Source organism: Virgibacillus phasianinus, assembly GCF_002216775.1.
In the GTDB taxonomy this organism is placed as follows: Bacteria; Bacillota; Bacilli; order Bacillales; family Amphibacillaceae; genus Virgibacillus_F; species Virgibacillus_F phasianinus.
In genome coordinates, this window is the sequence record NZ_CP022315.1 from 1,737,191 (window position 1) to 1,759,073 (window position 21,883).

A 21,883-nucleotide genomic window follows, 5' to 3' on the forward strand; every position below is an offset into this window, starting at 1 on the left:
AAGGAGTGTAAAAAAATGAACATAAAAGAACCTGTACGCGTATTTCATTTACGATTTAGTTCACATGACTTAGTTGAACCTTTCAAGGAATTTATTGGCAAGGTATTAGCACCTAAAGGGATTAACCATTTGCTTTTGGAATGTAATACCTCCTTTGTTTTTACGTCACATCCTGAGGTCACTGGTGGAACATTAACCCGCCAGGATGCCCGCGAAATTGCGGTAATATGCAAAAATAATGGCATCAGGCTAATCCCATTAATGCAGTGCCTTGGTCACCAAGGATGGGGCGGATCCAGAAATTCCATCTTAAAGGCATATCCGGAATTTGATGAAACACCGGATGTGCCATTAGATGCAGAGTGGCCAGAAATTTTTTGCAGAAGCTGGTGTCCGGAACATCCAGATGTAAATAAGCTTGCATTTGATCTGATCGATGAGCTCATTGATGCATTTGACGCTGATGCATTTCATGTAGGGCTGGATGAGGTATTTGAAATGGTGAGCGATCAATGTCCGCGCTGCAATGGAAAAGACCGGGCTGAATTATTTGCGAAGGTAGTGAATGAACTGCATGAACACGTGGTGAATGAACGCGGTGTGGAAATGTTTATGTGGGCCGATCGATTAAATGACGGTGAGAAGATGGGGTATACCGAATGGGATGGTGATATGTTTGGCACCTATCACGCCATTGATTCCATTCCGAAAGACATTATCATGATGGACTGGCATTATGACAAATTAGATGCTTATCCATCGATCGGGAATTTCATTGAAAAAGGATTCACCGTCATTCCAGCCTGCTGGTATAAAACAGATGCTGCAGTCGATTTTTTGGCGGAAAGCAAGCGGCAGGCTGAAGAACTTGGATCAGTGGACCAGATGCCTGGCATGATGGTGACATCGTGGAATGGCTGGGATAAAGAGTCGTTTGAGAAGTTTATTGCACTGTCCCCTGACAGTTTTCAGCTTGATGAAGAAGCAGGGGAACTTGACGAGTTGTATCGGACACTGGATGTTATTACGACGAAACTAGCGAAGTAGGCTAACTACAATGGCCCTATTGTTTTTACCGCAAAGGGCCGCATCTGCACATTTTTGCAAAATGGAGTTGATTGTCATGAACCTATCTGTAATGACTTTAAATTTACGGGTAAATAACCCAGAAGATGGGAATAATGCTTGGCCGTTTCGAATTAATAGAGTTTCCGAGGTAATCAAACTGACCCAGCCTTTTATTATTGGTACCCAGGAGGGGCTATTTTCCATGTTGTCCGACTTGCAGAAGTGTTTACCTGAGTATGGAATGATCGGAAGTGGCCGTGGTGGTGGCAGGGAAGATGAACATTGTGCAATTTTTTATAAAAAACAGGAGGTAGAAGTAAAGGATCATGGTCAGTTTTGGTTGTCACAAACACCAACAGTAGCAAACAGTATTAGCTGGAAAAGTGCTTGTCCAAGAATTTGTACGTGGGGGGCATTTAATCTTGCAAAAAATCCAGCTGTTAAGTTTCTGGTTTTTAATACGCATCTGGATCATGTCAGCCAAACGGCAAGGGAAAAAGGGATTCAATTGATTTGGGCAAAAATGAATGCCTATATCAAGAAAGGGTTACCTGTAATCCTAACAGGGGATCTAAATGCTGGTCCGGAAAACAAAACAATACAATTTTTACACGGTCTAGATACTATTGAAAGACAATCTGCAAACTTAATAGATGCGTTCTCCGTATTAATGCATGCACCTGGGGCAACATTTCACGATTTTCGAGGCGGCAAGGAAGGACAGCCTATTGATTATATCTATACCTCTTTGGGGGTGAAAATTTTAGAAACAAAGGTTGATCGAAGCATAATTGATGGTGGTTATCCATCAGATCATTATCCCGTGACCGCAGATTTAATAATATAAGGCGTATAAGTTTAATAGGACAAAGGTATCCAATGAACAACCTGGTGTTATATGCGTTACGAAGATAAGTTGCAGGCGAGATTAAGACATTTTTGGAGGTATTAACTATGAGCACGAGTGTAAAAGACGTAAAATATGCAAATTGGCCTGATACATATGGGAATCCGGAGTGGCTGATTCATGACCGCTTTGGTTTATTTATCCACTTTGGTCTATATGCACCTGCTGCACGGCATGAATGGTTTATGACACACGAGAAGATTCATCCAGACACGTACCGAAAGTATTTTGAACACTTTGAGCCAGATTTATTTGATGCCAAGGAATGGGCTAGAACTGCTAAGAAAGCGGGCATGAAATACTTTGTCATCACAACCAAACACCATGAAGGGTTTGCCTTATGGGACACGAAATTAAGTGATTATAAAGTGACAAATACACCGATAAAACGCGATTTGCTGCGTGAAGTTATCGATGCTTTTCGGGAGGAAGGTCTAAAAGTCGGATTGTATCATTCCTTAATCGATTGGCACCACCCAGAGTTTACAATTGATGGGCTGCATCCACAACGTGATGATGAGGACTTCAAATTAGAAAATGCCGACCGGGATATGAATAAATATCTGGAATTTATGCATGGGCAGGTCCGGGAACTATTAACGGACTACGGTCAAATTGATTATCTGTGGTTTGATTTCTCGTACCCGCACCGCGACTGGGGATGGTCGAAAGGAAAAGGGGCCATGGACTGGCAATCTGAGAAACTGGAGGAAATGGTACTGGAATTGCAGCCGAATATCCTGTTAAACGACCGCTTCGACTTAAACCGTGGTGTAACAACCCCAGAACAGTACCAGCCAAATGAACCTGTTGAGGAAAATGGGCTTCCAGTTATCTGGGAAGCATGCCAAACGATGAATGGCACATGGGGCTATCAACGCGATAATCTGGATTGGAAATCTGCGGATACCCTTTTGAAAATGTTGATTGACACGGTATCAAAAAGTGGCAATTTCTTATTGAACGTAGGACCAAATGGACGTGGTGAATTTGATTATCGCTCGATTGATCGGTTGGAAGCAATTAGCGAATGGATGAGGCTGCATTCACGCTCCATTTATGGTGCAACACATAGTAATTACAAAGCACCCGTAGACTGTCGCTATACACAAAAGGGGAACCGTTTGTATCTTCATATTTATTCGTGGCCATTCCGGCACATTCATTTAGAAGGTTTAGCTGGAAAAGTTAACTACGCGCAGCTGCTTAACGATGCGTCAGAAGTTTATTTTAGGGAATTTGATCCGGAAGAAGTAATTACTAGTACGGAGACGAAAATTGACCGTAAAGCCGTTGTGCTGGATCTACCGGTACAAAAGCCGAATGTAGAGGTTCCTGTGGTGGAGCTGTTTTTAAAGGATTAAATAAGAAAAGTGTAGGCGCCCGTTTAGCGACGTATGGACTGGACTGAACCGCAGGAGATAAAGGAAACACGGTAAGCGTAAGCGAATCGATGTTGACCTTATCGTACGGAGATGAGGGAAGTCCACTAGTCGCTGGGCGCCGGAGCTGGACATATTTTCATTTATATATAGAAAAAATAACAGTCGTAGAGGAGAGTTTTGTATGAAAGTAGGTTTAAGTACGTACAGTTTGCTGGATGCCATTAAGGCGGAGGAAATGGATGTCTTGGATGTCGTTCAATGGATTGCTGATAATGGCGGAGAACATATGGAAATAGTTCCATACGGATTTACGTTAGTCGATAATTTAGAACTGGCCGACAAGGTACGCGATAAGGCAAAGGAAGTCGGAATTGAACTATCAAACTACTCGATGCCGGCAAATTTTGTTCAAGAAACAGTGGAAGAATTTGATGCAGAGGTTGACCGGTTGAAAAAACATGTTGATCTTTTAGACCGGATGGGCATCAAGCATATGCGCCATGATGTAACCGCCTTCACATTGCCTCCGGAGAAAAGGACAATCGAGTACTTTGAAAGTAACTTGCCGCAAATTATTGAGGGCAGCCGCCGAATTGCTGATTACGCAGCGAAATTTGGGATAACGACAACAATTGAAAACCACGGTGTCGCCGTTCAGCATAGTGACCGTGTCCAGCGCGTCCTGCAGGCAGTTGATCGACCAAACTTCAAGACTACGTTGGATATAGGTAATTTCATGTGTGTCGACGAAAACTCCATCGTTGGGGTGCAAAAGAACTTACCATATGCATCACTTGTTCATTTTAAGGACTTTTACTTCCGGCCGTATTATGCAAATCCTGGCGGTGGCAAATGGTTCAGAACATCAAATGGAAATTACCTAAGGGGTGCAATCGTTGGCCAGGGTGATATTGAAATCAGGGAGATTATTAAACTCATCAAAGATTCCGGTTATGACGGCAATATTACCCTGGAATTTGAAGGAATGGAAGAATGCCGGGAAGCCTGCAAAATCGGAATGGACAATTTGAAGCGGTTTTGGGAAGAAGCTTAGTTTGATTGGTTGGGGGCGGTATTGTGTCGCCCGAGTGGCGTGAGTGCTGTCCCGACCAAGAGATCTTCCAGAAATTTTACTAAATTGAGGTGGATAAAGTGCTGAAAGTAGCAGTAGTCGGAACAGGATCGTTGAGTGATGATCATTATCAAACATGGTCCCGGTTACAGAATGTTCAAGCAGAGCGTGTTGGAAATGGAACAACTGTTGATGTCGATATCATAGATTTGTGTGTACCTGTAAATGAGAGACCGGATTTCATTCGAGAGATTAATAAGGAAGGAATTCGTATTGTCTGTGAAACGGTGCTTGCAACAAATGTGGATGAGGCTTCAGCTTTAATGGGAAAATGTGATGAAAAAGACGTACATCTTTTTGTTGGAAATAGGAAGCGGTTTTCGCCCGAGTATGTTGATGCAAGAAATCAGGTAAGGGATGGAAATATTGGAAAACCAGGAGTGATCAGGCTTTCTAGCAGTGCCCCGCACCCTGGTGATGATGGTGATATTTTTTGTAGTTTGGGGGTTCCTGAGTTTGATTGGTTGACGTGGACTTTTGGTAATGTGGAACGGGTGATGGCCAAGCACGTTAAGAAAGAACGCAAGGATGGATCGCTGACGGAGTATGCGTTGCTGTCACTCCGCTTGGAAGATGGGTCCTTTGCCCATGTTGATTTGTCCTGGGGCGATGGGGCAAGGGAAACAAGTTTTGAATTGACTGGCGATGAAGGAATGATTACCTATAATAGCAAGGAAAGTAATCCAATAAATCTGCAGCTCTCCGCAACCCCAGAAGGAATTGAAGAGGACATTCTAATTAAAACCCCACTTCAGCGCATGTTGGAGTATGTTGCTGTTTGCCAGGATATAGGGGAGCAATCCTTGCAGGCCATGCAAATTGCGGAAGCGGCACGGGAGTCAGCCAAAACCGGCCAGCCTGTTTCACTAAAGGAGGTGCGCTGAAATGAAAGTTGGAATTATTAGTTTTGCCCATATGCATGCCTTTAGCTACGCGCAGTATTTGGTTCAACATCCTGATGCGGAATTAACTGGGATTTGGGATGCCGATGAAGCACGAGGAAATGGTGCAGCGGAACAATTCGAGGCACCATTTTATTCGGATTTGAATGAGCTTTTACAAACAGACATCGAAGCGGTGATTATCTGTTCAGAAAACGCCAATCACAAGGAACATGTTTTTAAGGCTGCAAAGCACCAGAAGCACATACTATGTGAAAAACCAATTGCTACGGAAGTGGAAGATGCTAAAGCAATGATTAACACCTGTGAGCATCATGGGGTTATTTTGCAAGTTGCCTATCCAGTCCGGTTTGCGCCGGCTATCCAAAAAGTGAAAGCGATTATTCAATCAGGGAAAATTGGTGAGGTCATCGCTGTGAATGCAACAAACCACGGTCAAATGCCTGGTGGCTGGTTCATCGAGAAGGAATTGTCGGGCGGCGGTTCAGCTACAGACCATATTGTCCACGTCATGGATTTGCTCAGGTGGATGCTGAAGGATGAAGTGAAAAGCGTGTATGCGGAATTTGATACCCGGTTCTATGACATTGATGTTGAGGACGCTGGACTGGTCATGCTGGAGCTTGAATCCGGCGCCGTTGTATCGATTGATCCAAGCTGGTCAAGACCAAAGACATTCCCAATGTGGGGCGATGTCACGATGAAGATTTCCGGAACAGAGGGAACATTAGCTGTTGATGCATTTAAACAGCACTCGGTTCTGTACAATGATAAGGATGGCAAAGTTCAGCATCTGCCATGGTCAGAAGACATGGATGAAGCGTTAGTGAACGACTTTATCGATTGTGTGAAAACAAAAAGAGCGCCATCGATAACAGGAAAAGACGGCCTGCGGACACTGGAAGTTGTAAAAGCGGCTTATCAAGCGAACGAACAAAAAGCAACTGTTCAATTGGAACGTAATTAGATAAAGCTGTTTTTGCATAGTTTGTTGCTAATGTAGCGCGGTTGGTAAAAACTGTGACGTAACTTTATAGGAGTGTTAGTCCGCCGCTGCGGAAATACACTGCGCTTTCCGTGGGCAGCCGAGTAACCTTCTCGTGCTCGTCGTGTTGCAAGTTAATTCAGTGTCTCTGCACTCCTCGCAGAAAAGATTGCTAACGCACGAGGCCACTGAAAAAGGTGAATTTAGTACAAAATACGTGGATCTATCATCGTATCTTGAGTATACTGCGCGCACCTTAGGGCGAGTGCCGAGCCTCCTTGCCCCGGCAAGGGGTAGCCGACGTTGCCCGCAAAGGGCGGTTTTAGTCGGGCTTCATATACTGCCGTACTCCGGGGTCTCACCTATGCCTATGATCCCGTAGAAGTCGACTACCCGCAACTCCAATCACTGAAGAGTGTAAGATGAATGTGTTGAAATTTAGGTGAGCTTAGCCTATTACGGCGATTGTTTGGAGCGGAGGACCGTTGACTCCTGCGGGAACAGCACGAGTCCGAAGACCCCGCAGAGTGGTTTTCTCGAGGAGTCTGAGGCCGTGCCCGCGGAAAGCAACGGTCCGCAGCGGAAAACAACCTAGCGCAAATGTCGCCGTTATAGATTTTGTGTCAAAACCAACAATCTTTTTGAAAGACAACTTTAAGAAAATAAAGAGGAGGGCTACCACATGAAGCTGGGAATGAGTTCATACAGTTTAGTTGGAGCGTTAAACTCGGGTGAAATGTCGATTTTGGATGTGATTGAGTGGACAGCCGATCATGGTGGCGAGCATATTGAGCTTGTCCCGATGGGGTACACGCTAACGGAGAATCCGGATTTAATAGCAGCCATTATACAAAAAACAAAAGAAACAGGAATTGAAATTTCCAACTATGCAATTGGGGCGGACTTTCTGCCAGCAAGCGTGGAAGAATTTGAGCAGGAAATTGCCCGCGTTAAGAAGGAAGTGGATATTGCAAGTGAGCTCGGTGTCAAGCTAATGCGGCATGATGTTTCATTTAAGCCTCCACATGAAGCCTCTATCCAGCAGTTTGAACAAGACCTGCCGAGGTTAGTGGAAGCTTGCCAGCGAATTGCCGATTACGCTGCGCAATATGACATTGTCACAAGTATTGAAAACCATGGCTTTTATGTCCAGGCAAGCGATCGGGTTCAGCGTCTGGTTAATGCGGTGGACAGGGCTAATTTTAAGACAACGCTTGATACAGGCAATTTTCTATGTGTGGATGAGGACCCAGTTGCCGCAGTGAAGAATAATATTTCACTTGCATCGATGGTCCATATTAAAGATTTTTACCATCGACCAGCATCTGCGTATAACCCTGGTGAAGGCTGGTTTCAGACGACATCCGGAAATTACCTGCGCGGTGCGATAAGCGGCCACGGGGATATTGATATCGAAGCGGTCATTAAGGTGGTTAAACAATCTGGATACGATGGGTATATTTCCATCGAATTTGAAGGGCTGGAAGAGTGTAAACAAGGTTCCAGAATTGGCTTGGATAATGTCCGGAAAATCTGGGAAGAAGTGTAAACAGGAAAAGAGGCGTATAAAATGGAAAAAATAAAAATTGGTGTGATTGGTGCTGGTTCGATTTCGGAGATGCACTTTGAGTCGTACAAAAATAATAGTGATGTGGAAATCTATGCGGTTTGTGATTTGAACGAACAACGTGCCGAGGAAAAGGCAGAGAAATATGGCGCAGAAAAATATTATACAAACTATCAGGATTTGCTAGATAATCCAGAAGTTGATGCGGTAAGTATATGCACGTGGAATAATTCCCATGCGGAAATATCAATCGCTGCATTAAACAGTGGGAAGCATGTGCTGGTTGAGAAACCACTATGTAAAACGGTAGAAGAAGCACGCAACATTGAAAAGGCTGCGAAAAAAAATGATGGAAAAGTCATTCAAGTTGGATTTGTGCGCAGGTTTGGTACCAACACGAAGGTATTAAAGAGTTTCATAGAATCAGGTGATCTCGGTGAAATCTATTATGCAAAGGCTTCCTGTCTTCGTGTTTTGGGTAATCCGGGGGGCTGGTTTTCCGATAAGGAACGTTCAGGTGGTGGCCCGTTGATTGATTTGGGTGTTCATATTATCGATTTATGCTGGTACTTGATGGGCAAACCAAAAGTCAAATCGGTTAGCGGGAACACGTACAATAAACTTGGGAATCGCTCCAATATTCAAAACAAATCATTCTATCAGGCTGCCGATTATGATCCAGAGAAAAATACAGTCGAGGATCTGGCCAACGCCATGATTCGCTTTGAAAATGGAGCATCATTAGTAGTGGATACGAGCTATGCACTCCATGCTAAAGAGGAATCAATCAATGTGAACATCTTTGGTGATAAAGGCGGCGCGGAAATTGAGCCGGCCCTGCAGATCTTTACGGAAAAAAATAATACGATGTTAAACGCAACACCACAGATTGATTCCCTGTCATTTGATTTTGTGAAAGGGTTCCAGGATGAAATTAATCATTTTGTATCCTGCGTCAAAGGTGAAACGGAAACGATCAGCCCAGTCGAGGATGGCGTCGAAATTATGAAGATATTGGCCGGAGTCTATGAATCTAGTGAAAAAGGTGCAGAAGTTCACTTCGACTAAAGCTAGGAGGTACTACCAATGGCAAATAAAACGAAACCAAATATCCTGTTCATTATGAGTGACGACCATGCAGCCCATGCGATGAGCTGTTATGATAGCAAAATCAATCAAACGCCCAATCTAGACCGGATTGCGGATGAGGGTATGCGCTTTGACAATTGCTTTTGTACCAACTCTATTTGTGCGCCGAGCAGGGCGGCTATTTTGACGGGGCAATATAATCATGTGAATGGGGTAAAAACACTTGGTGACGGAATTGACGGCAGGAAGCCAAATGTACAAAAGGTGCTCAAGGATAATGATTATCAGACTGCTATCGTTGGAAAATGGCATTTAGGTCATGGCGGTGAGCATGACCCGACTGGTTTTGACTACTGGAATGTCTTACCGGACCAAGGGGATTACCATGATCCGAAGATGATTGAAATGGGAAAAGAAAAGCAATACAAGGGATATGTGACCGATCTCATCACCGACATTTCGCTTGACTGGCTACAGAACCGTTCAGCAGATCAGCCGTTTATGCTGATGTGCCATCATAAGGCGCCACATCGGCCGTGGGAGCCGGATGACAAACATGCCCAACTGTATGAGGATATCGAGATCCCTGAACCGGAAACATTTCATGATGATTATGCCAATCGGTCGAATGCTGCTAAGGAAGCAACCATGCGTGTGGACCGGGATCTTTTTAAGACAGATTTGAAAATGGATCCACCGGAAAATCTGTCACCAGCGGAACTTAAAAGCTGGAAATATCAACGCTATATCAAAGATTATTTACGTGTTGTTGCCTCGATTGATGATAATGTTGGCCGGTTGCTTGACTACCTGGAAGAGGAAGGACTGGCGGAAAATACGATTGTGATGTATACATCTGATCAAGGCTTTTTCCTCGGCGATCATGGCTGGTATGACAAACGATTTATGTATGAGGAATCGCTAAGAATGCCATATATCGTCCGCTATCCTCGGGCGGTGGAACCAGGGTCAGTAACAGACAATATGGCGTTAAATGTTGATTTTGCTGAAACGTTCCTTGATTATGCGGGAATTGACATACCCGATGATATGCAAGGCACAAGTCTTCGTCCCGTACTCGAAGGGAGAACACCTGATGATTGGCAGACCTCAGTCTATTACCGGTACTGGGAGCATTTAAGTGACCCGCATAAAGTCGGTGCCCATTACGGCGTGCGGACGGAGCGGTACAAGCTGATCTATTATTATGGGCAAGCATTAGGAGCCTCGAATACGCTTGATGAAACGAGAACCCCAGAATGGGAGTTATTCGATCTGCAAGAGGACCCTTATGAATTGAACAATGTTTATGATGATCCGAATTATGCGGATACGGTAACAATTTTAAAGGAGGAGCTCCACCGGCTGAAGGAGAAGGTCGGGGATGAGGCGTGTGATTAAATTGAGGGGCCTGCATAGGCCCCTGTTCTACATATCTATAAATTCCAAAATAGAGGTGACCGGATGAATAAAGTGAAAGCAATGTATGGATTTGTATTCTCAGTCATGTTAACAGTGGTAATTTTTGCTGTACCAATGAGCACGTTTGCGGAACAACCGGAATCATCGTACTGGTACCCGGAAGGTTTAATGAACTGGAGTCCAGAAAGTGATGCAGACGCTATTTTTAACAAAAGCAGTGTACCGCTGGCTGAAAGAGAAGTTCTTTATGATGTAAATGACACGGCCCAATCTGAGGCAAAGTTAGTGGCTCTTTCAGCATTGAACCCAAATACGAGCGGGGTTCCTTCGCAGGGGGGAAATAAATTCTTCGCTAATACGTTTAGTTATTGGCAATACGCAGACCTAATGGTTTATTGGGCTGGTTCTGCGGGAGAAGGAATCATTGTACCCCCGAGTGCAGATGTAATTGATGCTGCCCATAAAAACGGTGTTCCGATATTAGGGAACGTGTTCTTCCCACCTAAAGTGTATGGAGGAAAAGAAGAATGGCTGGAGCAGATGCTCGTGCAGCGGGATGACGGTTCATTCCCAATGGCCGATAAACTGTTAGAGGTTGCAAGCTATTACGGGTTCGATGGCTGGTTTATCAACCAGGAAACTGGAGGCGGAACCGTAGAAACGGCTGAGAAAATGAAAGATTTCCTGGCATATTTGCAGGAACATAAGCAAGAGGGTATGCAGATTATGTGGTACGATGCCATGACCAAAAATGGTGATATCAACTGGCAGAATGCGTTAACTGACCAGAATAAAATGTTTTTGCAGGATGGCGAGCAACGGGTTTCCGATAGTATGTTTCTAAACTTTTGGTGGAACTCGCAGGAAGCCTCTTATAACAAAGCGAAAGAAATCGGCAGGAATCCATATGACTTGTACGCCGGCATCGATGTCGAGGCAAACGGAACAGATACGAATGTCAATTGGGAGGGGATATTTCCGGAAGGGAGAGCACCCTACATTTCACTAGGTGTCTACCGTCCCGATTGGGCTTTTAAAACATCCACAACGATGAATGAATTTTATCACAAAGAACAGGAATTTTGGACCGGGGCGGCCGGTGACCCAAGCGAAACATCAAAAAAAGATAGCTGGAAAGGGATGGCACATTACTTTACAGCGAAGACATCTGTACAAGAACTGCCATTTGTAACCCATTTTAATACTGGAAGCGGAAAATCGTTTGCGGTTAATGGCGTTACTAAAAGTGAACAGGATTGGAATAACCGCAGTTTACAAAATATCCTGCCAACATGGCGGTGGTTAACAGAAAGCGATGGTCAACCTCTCCATGTGAACTTTGATTGGAATCAGGCTTATTACGGAGGCAGCTCATTAAAAATATCTGGGAAACTATCAAGTGAAAATGCTACACACGTGAAGCTTTATAAAACAGATCTACCGATTGAAAAGGATACGGAGATATCTGTGACGTATCGAACGGATGTTAAAAAGCCTAACATGAGGCTGGGCGTCAGTTTTATTGGGGAACCTGGACAATATGTATTTTTTGACGTGAAGAAAAAGGGTAGAAATCAATGGACAACAGAAACCGTTAAGCTGAAAAAATACCAGGATAAAAAGATAGCAGCTATTTCCCTTTACTTTGATAGTGAAGAGGTTATAGAGGATTATCAAATGAATATTGGTGAAATAAAGGTAACGAGTAAACATAGTGACAAAAAAGTTCCCGACGCGCCAACGAACCCGACATGGTTGGAAACAGCTTACGAGGGAGGACTATATGCTGATTTATCGGTGAAATGGGATCCGGTGGATGATACAAACATCCAGCACTATGAATTGTACCGCAAGCATGCGAATGGGGAAAGGGAATTCATTGGAGCAACACCAAATAATGCTTATCATATCGAGGATTTACGTAGAGATGGTAAGGAAACGTCAACAACACTCGAAATTGTTGCTGTAAGTAAAGATTATGTGAAAAGTGAAGCGGTGGAAGTCACCTTTGAGTGGCCACCCTATCCAATACCTGAGGCTGACTTCAGTGCAAGCCAAACAGTTGCAGCTCCTGGGGATGAAATTCAATTCTTTAATCATTCCTCAGAAGCAACGGAGAAAGTTGAATGGCATTTTAGTGGGGCAACACCCGCCACCAGTACGGAGAGTAACCCTATTGTAACCTATCAAGAAGAGGGTGTTTATGCTGTTACACTAGTCGCTAAAAATAGCGAGGGCGAAGATAGCCTTACCAAAGAAGGATTCATTACTATTTCAGAGGATGCTACTAATATTGAGAATGTTGCCCTAGATAAAACAGCTTCAGCAAGTGGGCAATGCGGCACAAGTGAAGGTCCATTAAATGCAATTGATGGGGAAACAGCGAACAATAGCAAATGGTGTGCGATTGGTGAGAACCAATGGTTAACCGTTGATTTGGGCGAGGTCTACCATTTATCGGAATTTGTGCTAAAACATGCGGAAGCGGGCGGAGAATCACCAGCTTTTAATACAAAAGCTTTCAAGATTGAAACTAGTCTTGATGGGGAGAATTGGGAAAACGCTGTGACTGTAACAGCTAATACCGCAGCCGTTTCAGAACATCCTATACCAATTACCGAAGCCAGATATATACGACTTTCCATCCAACAGCCAACACAGGGTGGAGACCAGGCAGCGAGAATCTATGAGTTGGAGGCATATGGTTACTAGTTAATAAGAAATGGAAAGGTGCGTTTAGCCTTTCCTTTCTTTTTAACCAAAGAAAGGAGATTAATAATATGAAACCACAAGACTGGCAAGCAATGAATGTTTTACATAGAGACCGTGAGAAAAGCCGTTCCTATTTTATACCTTTTTCTCATGAAAATAGGGCGCTCACTTATGATCGGGGGAATTCGGATCGTTTCAAGCTGCTCAATGGGGTATGGAAGTTCCATTATGCGGAAACGCCGCAAGAGGCGCCTGCTGAATTTTATAAGGATGAGTTTGACGTTAGTGGCTGGGATGATATGGAGGTGCCCGATCATTGGCAGCTGCAGGGCTACGACAAACCGCATTATACCAATGTGAACTATCCGTTTCCGGTTGACCCGCCACATGTGCCAACTGAAAATCCAACAGCCTCGTATCAGCGTGATTTTCACATTTCTGATGGGTGGATGAAAAAGCTAGTTTATCTGCGGTTCGAAGGGGTCGATAACTGTTTTCATGTCTGGGTGAATGGCCATGAGGTGGGTTTTAGCAAGGGTAGTCGAATGGCTGCTGAGTTTAATATTTCAAGCTATCTTTGCTCCGGAAAAAACACGCTTGCGGTACGCGTTTATAAGTGGTCTGATTCCAGTTATCTGGAGGATCAGGATATGTGGTGGCTGAGCGGAATCTTTCGTGATGTTTATTTACTTTCAAGGCCTAAAGCCCATATTCGCGATGTGTTTGTTCGGACAGATTTGGACGAAGATTACCAAGATGCGACCCTTAACGTAGATATTGATATCGAAAATGCGGTGGAAGGGTTGAAGGTTGAATACCAACTACTTGACGCTTGGCGCGAACCAGTAAATGATAGATTTTTAGATGAGCGTTTTCAGATACAGATTCCGGTAAAAAATCCGCAGAAGTGGTCTGCTGAGAATCCCTATTTATATCAATTAGTCATCAGCCTAAAAGATCAGCATGATAGAGTGCTAGAAACGATTGCTCAGAAAGTTGGCTTCCGGTCGGTGGAGTTGAAGGACGGTGTGGTGCTCATCAATGGGGTAGCGATTAAGTTTAAGGGGGTAAACCGTCATGACTCACATCCTGACTATGGGCGTGCGATTCCACTTTCCCATATGAAGAAGGATATTGAGTTGATGAAACAGGGCAATATTAATGCAGTTCGCTCAGCACATTATCCGAATGATCCACGATTCTATGATTTATGTGATGAATACGGATTATATGTGATTGATGAAGCGGATCTCGAAACCCATGGCTTTGAAACCGTTGGAAACATTAATCGGCTGAGCGACGATCCGGCGTGGGAAGCGGCGTACCTGGACCGGATGGAACGGATGGTTGAGCGTGACAAGAACCATCCATCGATTGTGATGTGGTCGCTTGGCAATGAATCGGGAAATGGCGTTAACCATGCGGCGATGGCCAAGTGGGCTCGTGCGAAAGATCCAACCAGGCTGATCCATCATGAAGGGGACTCCCGTGAACTTTTCTGGGGTGGAAAACGACAAGTCGATCCAACCGTTTCCGATGTGCATACAACGATGTATACAAGCATCGCGGAACTGGAGGAGGTTGGTCAGTACACGGAGCTTACCAAAGCCCATCTTTTATGCGAATATGCGCATGCGATGGGGAATGGTCCGGGTGCTTTGAAGGAGTACTGGGATACCTTTTATAAATATAAACGTCTCCAAGGCGGCTTTGTGTGGGAATGGGCTGACCACGGGATCCGTCAGCATAGTGCCGATGGACAGGAATACTTTGCCTATGGCGGTGACTTTGGTGATCAGCCAAATGATTACAACTTTGTTATTGATGGTCTTGTGATGCCTGATCGCACGCCTTCACCTGGTTATTTTGAACATAAAAAGGTAATTGAACCAGTCAAGGTTGATGCGGTGGATTTAGATGCTGGAACAGTGGAAGTTACTAACAGATATGATTTTATTTCGCTTGACCATTTAACATTGTCATGGAATATCGAAGCGGATGGAAAAGTAATGCAAAGTGATGGGCTTTCACTGGAAGGAATTGAGGCAGGTCAAACGAAATCATTTACGGTTCCTTTTGACCTGCCAAAGCCGCTCAAAGGAGGGACGGACTACTGGTTGAATCTGCAATTCACCTTAGCTGCGGCAACTTCCTGGGCACCGGTTGGTCATGAAGTAGCATGGGCGCAGTTTATGCTGGCGCAAGGGGCTGAACCGTCTTATGAGGCGGGTGATATGGATTCCGTAACTGTTGAGGAAGCTGGATCGTTTTTGTATGTACAGGGTGCAAACTTTGATCTAAGTTTTAACAAAGTATTAGGAAACATTCACTCCTGGAAATGCGATGGACTAGAGCTACTGCAAACAGGCCCCACACTTCAGTTCTGGCGGGCCATGATTGATAACGATCATCGTTCGGAAAAAGAATGGAAAAATCATGGGATCCATTGGCTGCAGCAACGAACAGATCAGGTGACGTGGAAATTAGCAAAAGATAACACATCGATTTCGATAAAAGTAGTACAGCGAATTGCCCCACCAATGCTGGCCTGGGGCATCGACAGTGAGATTACCTACACGATTGATGGGAATGGTGATGTACTAGTGGATGTTAGCGGGAAGCCAACCGGCAACGCGCCGCGGACACTCCCGCGCATCGGTATGGAAATGACCGTACCGAATACATTAGATCAAGTAAGCTGGTATGGCAGGGGGCCTGGCGAATCATACGCAGACAGTAAGCAGGCGAATCGCTTTGGCATTTATAAAAAATCGGTTGACGAGCTGTTAACCAATTATGTGTACCCGCAGGAAAATGGCAATCGGACGGATGTTAATTGGGTCACGTTTGCTAATGGGCATGGTATGGGAGTGATTATTTCTGGTTCGAATACATTCAATTTTAGTGCGCACCATTACTCCGTTGCGGATTTTGACCAGGCGAAGCATACACATGAGCTTGTCAAAAAAGATGAGATCTACGTTCATTTGGATGATCAGCAGCATGGGCTAGGTACCGCAAGCTGTGGGCCCGATGTGTTGCCTGATTATGAATTAATTACCGGAGACTTTTCGTTTAAGTTCCGATTAACACCTTTTTCAGTATAAGTAGGGAGAGTGAATGGTATGCCGGAATTTGAAACCCGTTGTTTGAGTTCATTAATAAAAGTTTTTCCAGATGAGGAGTTGACTGCGAGGCCATTTAATCAAGCTTCCGCACTATGGAATGAAGCCTATTCGTTTCAAGTTGCATACAGGCAAAAAGGTAATGAATTGGAAAAAGTCACGGTTCGCGCAGAGGGAACGATAGGGGACGTCGTTACCATGCGGACGGTTGGCTTGGTCCCGTCAAATTTTCCGTGTTACAAGGATCATGACGAGGATGTACTCAGAGTAACTCCAGGTTTATATCCGGATCCACTGTACCGGATGAAGGATCGTGGGTTACCGGTGGCCCCGTCAAACCAGTGGCGTTCTGTCTGGATTACCGTCAACCTTGATGAAAAAATACAGGCGGGGTCCAAGCAGATTAACGTGCTTTTTGAAAAGGAGTCTGGAGAGTTGTTGGGGGAAGAGGTCTTTGATTTGGAGGTAATCCCGGCATCGCTGCCCGAACAGCAATTAATCTGTACCCAGTGGTTTCATGCCGATTGTTTGGCGACACATTATAATGTGGATATTTTCAGTGAAGAGCATTGGGAGCGGATTGACCAATATATGCAAACAGCGGCCGAGCACGGCAGCAACATGTTGTTAACGCCTTTGTTCACCCCGCCGCTTGATACCGATATTGGCGGGGTGCGTCCCACCGTGCAATTGGTCGAGGTAGAAAAAACTGGTGAGACGTATCAATTTAATTTTGCAAAACTAACGCGCTGGATCGAATTATGTTTAAAGCATGGAATCAGGTATGTGGAGTTTTCCCACCTTTTTACGCAGTGGGGCGCGGAGCATGCACCAAAGATTGTCGCAAAGGTAAACGGTGAAACGAATCGAATTTTTGGCTGGGAAACCGATGCATCCGGGCATGAATACAAAGAATTTCTTTCGCAGTTTTTACCCGAGCTGATCACCTATATCAAGGAACAGGGGCTCGAAGACCGGGTATATTTTCATGTATCAGATGAGCCGAGTCAAGACAATCTGGAGTCGTATCAACAGGCAAGTGACTTGATACATGATTATTTGTCCGACTTCCCTGTCATCGACGCACTGTCAGATTATGCTTTTTACGACCGGGGGCTGGTAAAAAATCCGATTCCAGCGAACGATCATCTGGTACCTTTCCTGGAAAATAACGTTCCGAATCTATGGACGTATTATTGCTGTGTCCAGTACAAGAAGGTATCCAATCGGTTCTTTGCATTTCCATCCGCGCGCAATCGCATTAGTGGCATGCAATTTTACCACTATAACATTGCCGGGTTCCTGCACTGGGGGTATAACTTTTGGTATTCGAGATTGTCCCGCAAACAAATTGATCCATTTCAAAATACGGACGCAGATGGCGGATTCCCCTCAGGAGATGCGTTCTTGGTATACCCTGGTGAGAATGGACCGATTGAATCGATCCGGATGGAAGTATTTTATGAGGCATTGCAGGATTTACGGGCATTGCAATTGCTGGAAAAGCTGATTCGCCGAGCAGAAGTATTGAATTTGCTTGGGCCGATAACGTTTGAGGACTATCCGCGTGGCAGTGAATGGCTGTTAACGAAGCGGGAAAAAGTTAACCAGAAAATTTTGGAGGCGATCGAATGAGTACAGGCGAAATCAAACCGACGGCAAAACAGCTGGAATATCAGGCATGGGAATTTGGATTGTTTATCCACTTCGGATTGCGGACTTTCTATGAAGGCTATGTTGATTTTGACAAGCGGCCAATGTATCCTGCTAGGTTTAATCCAAGCGCCCTCGACTGTGAACAGTGGATTCTAACGGCGAAAGCGGCCGGCATGAAATATGCTGTGCTTACGGCCAAGCATCATGATGGTTTTTCGAACTGGCCGTCCAGATTTACTGACTTTTCAGTAGCCAATTCTGCGTGGAAAGATGGTAAGGGAGATGTCGTGCAGGAATTCACAGCGGCATGCCACAAACATGGGATCAAACCAGGCTTATATTATTCTCCATACGATGGATCCGCCGATTTTTATCATGATAAAGATGGAAAAGCCTACGACGATTATTTCATCAATCAAATAACCGAGCTGCTAACGAATTATGGAGATGTTGATATTCTGTGGTTTGATGGCGCTGGGTCAGAGAATCATGAATATGATTGGCAACGAATTGTTGATACAGTACGTTCACTCCAGCCGAATATCCTGCTCTTTAATATGGCTGACCCGGATTTCCGCTGGATTGGCAATGAGGATGGTATTGCACCCACTCCGTGCTGGAACGAAGTGGATACCGATGATCTATCAGACTACCATGGGAACAAAGGTCGTTTGTGGCTGCCGGCGGAATGTGACGTGCAGATGAGGGATAACTGGTTTTACAGTGAGAATGATGAGCATACAGTGAAAAGCCTGGAACAACTAATGGGTATTTATTATTATTCAATCGGCCATGGTGCCAACCTGCTGCTAAATATTGGACCAAACAGACAAGGGCTATTGCCGGAAAAAGATCGACGAAGGCTTGTTGAGTTTGGTGATAAGGTTCGAGAGCGTTTCGCTTCCAAAGTAGCGACAATTGATCAGTTTGAGCAACGGGAACGAACGTGGATGTATCAAGCAAAAGAGCCTCACATGCTCAACCATGTAGTCATCCAAGAGGATTTACGGAATGGTGAAAACGTGGAAAGCTTTAAGGTCGCCATTATTTCAGAAAAGTCCCGCCAAAAGGTCACCATATATGAAGGCAGGAGTATAGGAAATAAAGCCATAATCCAAGTGCCAGCCATTAAAGTCCGAGGAGTTGAAGTAGAAGTAACGAAAAGTACCCGAGAGCCTAGATTGAAAGGAATATCAGTTTACTAGAGTGGCGGGGACGGTGGGTCGAAGGCGGGACGGAGGGACAGGTCCCTTGTCCCAACGATGGACTTGGGCGAGAAGCAGGTGCACTTGGGAGAGGGGCAGCTGGAACTCGGGAGAGAACCACATGAACTTTGGCCCTTCATCCGCAAATAACTGAACGGTAGCGGCTCCGATACCACTCGCACCACTTGTTATGATTGCTACTTTATCCTGTAATCTCATCAAAAGGCTCCTCCATTTTTGGCTTGTGTCGACATGATTTTATTTTGTTCCGTTTTGTACCTTTATCAATGGTTTTGTTTATTGCCTTTTTAAATTTGCCTAGGAACATTAGTTCGACTATAATTAAAGATAATAAATTTATCTATGAAGGGGGATGTGGTAAAATGGAGGATAATACAGTTGTGCTAGAAAGACCTGCTAATTATGGGACGGCACCGGATTATGATGGACTTTGGAAAGCATTAATTGAAGAATTGTTTGAGGAGTTCATGCAGTTCTTTGCTCCAGATTTATATGATGAAATTGACTTTTCTAAGGGGAGCGAGTTTTTAAATAAGGAATTGCTGAAAGAGTTTATAAATGAAAAAAAGGGGCGTGTTGAGGCAGATCAAATTGTGAAGGTTTGCTTGAAAAATGGTCATGAAAGATGGATTTTGATTCATATTGAAGTACAGGGTAAGACAGGTAAGGGTTTCGCTAAACGCATGTTCCGGTATTTTTATCGAATTTATGATAAACACAATCAGGAGGTCTATGCGATTGCTCTTTTAACAGATACGGAACAAGCAATTGTCCCGAACCATTTTCATTATTCATTTTTTGGCACGGAACTGGACTACAGATATAACGTATATTCTTTTCACAATCAGAGCATAAAAAAGCTAGAGGCCTCATCAAATCCATTTTCAGACGCAGTTATTGCTGGCATTTACGCTGGTAAAACTAGGCATGATGCAAACAGACGTTATGCTTTTAAGCGAAAATTAATGATTCAAATTCTTCAATCTACACCCACACAACCAGAACACACCCGCACATATTTATCCGCTTTATTCCATTTTATTGATAATATACTTCAGGTTTCAAACGAGTTAGAAGAAAAGCTGGAAGAAGACATTATTCCTTATATACGAAAGGGGGCGGAACAACAGATGCTTGCTGGCAGAAAGAGCAACCCGTGGACAAAGGTTCTTGCAGAGTTTGAGGAGAAGGGTTTAGAGAGAGGTTTAGAGAGGGGCATTGAGAAGGGCATAGCAAAAGGCAGAGAGGAAGCCGCGAAGGATTTTGCTAAAGAGTTGATACGCAAGGATTTTCAAAACGAACAAATTATGGAACTGACAAAACTAGATCTAGTTGAAGTTGAAAAATTGAGGGAATCACTTTAAACAAAGTGATAAGGGCGGAACTGGATTAATTGCTGGTTTCGCTTTTTATCATGGGAATGGATCATGTAATGAAAAGTAGTTGTTGTTACGATAGTAAGGCATGTCTGTTTACCTATATTTTGTTTCATATACTTCAGGTTTCAAACGAGTTAGAAGAAAAGCTGGAAGAAGACATTATTCCTTATATACGAAAGGGGGCGGAACAACAAATGCTTGCTGGCAGAAAAAGCAACCCGTGGACAAAGGTTCTTGCAGAGTTTGAGGAGAAGGGTTTAGAGAGAGGTTTAGAGAGAGGCATTGAGAAAGGCATTGAAAAAGGCTTAGAAAAGGGCATAGCAAAAGGCAGAGAGGAAGCAGCGAAGGATTTTGCTAAAGAGTTGATACGCAAGGATTTTCAAAACGAACAAATTGTGGAACTGACAAAACTAGATCTAGTTGAAGTTGAGGAATTAAGGGAATCACTTTAAACATAAGAAAAGAGCTGAAAATACCGAAACCAGACTAACTTCCGGTTTCGGTATTTACTTTTCATCAATAATATTCTATACTAAACCCAGCTGGTTATAACCAGTCAAGGAGGTGGCAAATTAGGTATTGGATAAGAAAAGCAGGGTACCATTGTATTTGCAACTGATGGAGGATTTAATTAATAAAATAAAAAATCAGGCGTACCGGGAGAATGAAAAACTGCCATCCGAGCGTGAACTTTGTGACTTGTACGATTTAAGCCGGATCACAGTGAGGCAAGCGCTGCAGGAGCTGGAACGCGAAGGCTACATTTATAAATTGCACGGAAAAGGCACATTTGTAGCGCCTGAATCCTATAATCAACATTTAGTGAAATTGTATAGTTTTACAGAAGAGATGAAGCAAATTGGGAAGAAGCCCACAACAAATGTGATGTCATTTAAAGAAATGGCTGTGGATGAAAGATTAGCAGATAAAATGAATTTGTCACCATCGGAGGAGGTTTTCCAGGTGGTTCGTCTGCGTCTGGCTGATGATGAACCGTTAATGTATGAAACTTCTTATTTGCCGAAAAAAGTATTTCCTCATTTAACTGGGCATGATCTGAAGCATAAGCCGATGTATGATGTTTTTTATGAGGGCTATCACGTGAATGTGACGAAAGCGGTAGAACGATTTTCAGCGACGATGATTCGCAAGGAAGAAGCTGGCCACCTGCAAATGCTGCCGGAGCAACCAGCCATGTTAATTAAGCGCCACGCTTATCATAATGAGCAGGTGATTGAGTATACAATTAGTGTCTCACGCGGGGATAAATTTGATTATACTGTTGAGCTGACATAACGATTTGGGAGAGGATTGCATGAATCGGGGAC

Annotated in this window: 16 protein-coding genes; all 16 read left to right on the forward strand. The window is 44.1% G+C overall.

Features of this window, described 5'->3' with window-relative positions; genetic code table 11:
• Positions 1-15 precede the first annotated feature (15 nt).
• Positions 16-1,047 (forward strand): family 20 glycosylhydrolase, encoded by a 1,032-nt coding sequence (locus CFK37_RS08605; RefSeq protein WP_089061477.1) that lies wholly within the window; start codon positions 16-18, stop codon positions 1,045-1,047.
• A 76-nt stretch (positions 1,048-1,123) separates the two neighbouring features.
• Positions 1,124-1,915 (forward strand): endonuclease/exonuclease/phosphatase family protein, encoded by a 792-nt coding sequence (locus tag CFK37_RS08610; RefSeq protein ID WP_089061478.1) that lies wholly within the window; start codon positions 1,124-1,126, stop codon positions 1,913-1,915.
• A gap of 107 nt (positions 1,916-2,022) precedes the next feature.
• On the forward strand, positions 2,023-3,339 hold the full coding sequence (locus tag CFK37_RS08615; RefSeq protein WP_089061479.1) for an alpha-L-fucosidase: 1,317 nt from the start codon (positions 2,023-2,025) through the stop codon (positions 3,337-3,339).
• A gap of 202 nt (positions 3,340-3,541) precedes the next feature.
• Complete coding sequence (locus CFK37_RS08620; protein WP_089061480.1) at positions 3,542-4,414, forward strand: sugar phosphate isomerase/epimerase family protein; 873 nt, start codon at positions 3,542-3,544, stop codon at positions 4,412-4,414.
• Between the two features lie 98 nt (positions 4,415-4,512).
• Positions 4,513-5,376, forward strand: coding sequence for a Gfo/Idh/MocA family protein (locus CFK37_RS08625; RefSeq protein WP_089061481.1), 864 nt, complete (start codon positions 4,513-4,515; stop codon positions 5,374-5,376).
• 1 nt (position 5,377) lies between these two features.
• The gene (locus CFK37_RS08630; protein ID WP_089061482.1) at positions 5,378-6,361 is read left to right on the forward strand and encodes a Gfo/Idh/MocA family protein; all 984 of its coding nucleotides are present in this window, start codon (positions 5,378-5,380) and stop codon (positions 6,359-6,361) included.
• A gap of 700 nt (positions 6,362-7,061) precedes the next feature.
• On the forward strand, positions 7,062-7,928 hold the full coding sequence (locus CFK37_RS08635) for a sugar phosphate isomerase/epimerase family protein (protein ID WP_089061483.1): 867 nt from the start codon (positions 7,062-7,064) through the stop codon (positions 7,926-7,928).
• Between the two features lie 21 nt (positions 7,929-7,949).
• Positions 7,950-9,014, forward strand: a complete 1,065-nt coding sequence (locus CFK37_RS08640; protein WP_089061484.1) for a Gfo/Idh/MocA family protein — start codon at positions 7,950-7,952, stop codon at positions 9,012-9,014.
• A gap of 18 nt (positions 9,015-9,032) precedes the next feature.
• On the forward strand, positions 9,033-10,436 hold the full coding sequence (locus CFK37_RS08645; protein ID WP_089061485.1) for a sulfatase family protein: 1,404 nt from the start codon (positions 9,033-9,035) through the stop codon (positions 10,434-10,436).
• 63 nt (positions 10,437-10,499) lie between these two features.
• On the forward strand, positions 10,500-13,169 hold the full coding sequence (locus tag CFK37_RS08650; RefSeq protein ID WP_172840477.1) for an endo-beta-N-acetylglucosaminidase: 2,670 nt from the start codon (positions 10,500-10,502) through the stop codon (positions 13,167-13,169).
• A gap of 68 nt (positions 13,170-13,237) precedes the next feature.
• A complete protein-coding gene (gene lacZ, locus CFK37_RS08655; RefSeq protein ID WP_089061486.1) occupies positions 13,238-16,276 on the forward strand; it encodes a beta-galactosidase, LacZ type in 3,039 nt (1,012 codons plus the stop codon).
• 18 nt (positions 16,277-16,294) lie between these two features.
• A complete protein-coding gene (locus CFK37_RS08660; protein WP_089061487.1) occupies positions 16,295-17,929 on the forward strand; it encodes a DUF4091 domain-containing protein in 1,635 nt (544 codons plus the stop codon).
• Positions 17,926-19,155 carry an alpha-L-fucosidase gene (locus CFK37_RS08665; RefSeq protein ID WP_089061488.1) on the forward strand — a complete coding sequence of 410 codons (1,230 nt, stop codon included), beginning with the start codon at positions 17,926-17,928 and terminating at the stop codon, positions 19,153-19,155. The genes CFK37_RS08660 and CFK37_RS08665 overlap by 4 nt, the downstream gene beginning before the upstream one ends.
• 383 nt (positions 19,156-19,538) lie before the next feature.
• Positions 19,539-20,540: an Rpn family recombination-promoting nuclease/putative transposase gene (locus CFK37_RS08675; protein ID WP_089061490.1), complete on the forward strand. Its 1,002-nt coding sequence runs from the start codon at positions 19,539-19,541 to the stop codon at positions 20,538-20,540.
• Between the two features lie 29 nt (positions 20,541-20,569).
• Positions 20,570-21,007 (forward strand): hypothetical protein, encoded by a 438-nt coding sequence (locus CFK37_RS20260; protein ID WP_216639617.1) that lies wholly within the window; start codon positions 20,570-20,572, stop codon positions 21,005-21,007.
• Between the two features lie 127 nt (positions 21,008-21,134).
• Positions 21,135-21,851: a GntR family transcriptional regulator gene (locus CFK37_RS08685; protein ID WP_245837335.1), complete on the forward strand. Its 717-nt coding sequence runs from the start codon at positions 21,135-21,137 to the stop codon at positions 21,849-21,851.
• Positions 21,852-21,883 lie beyond the last annotated feature (32 nt).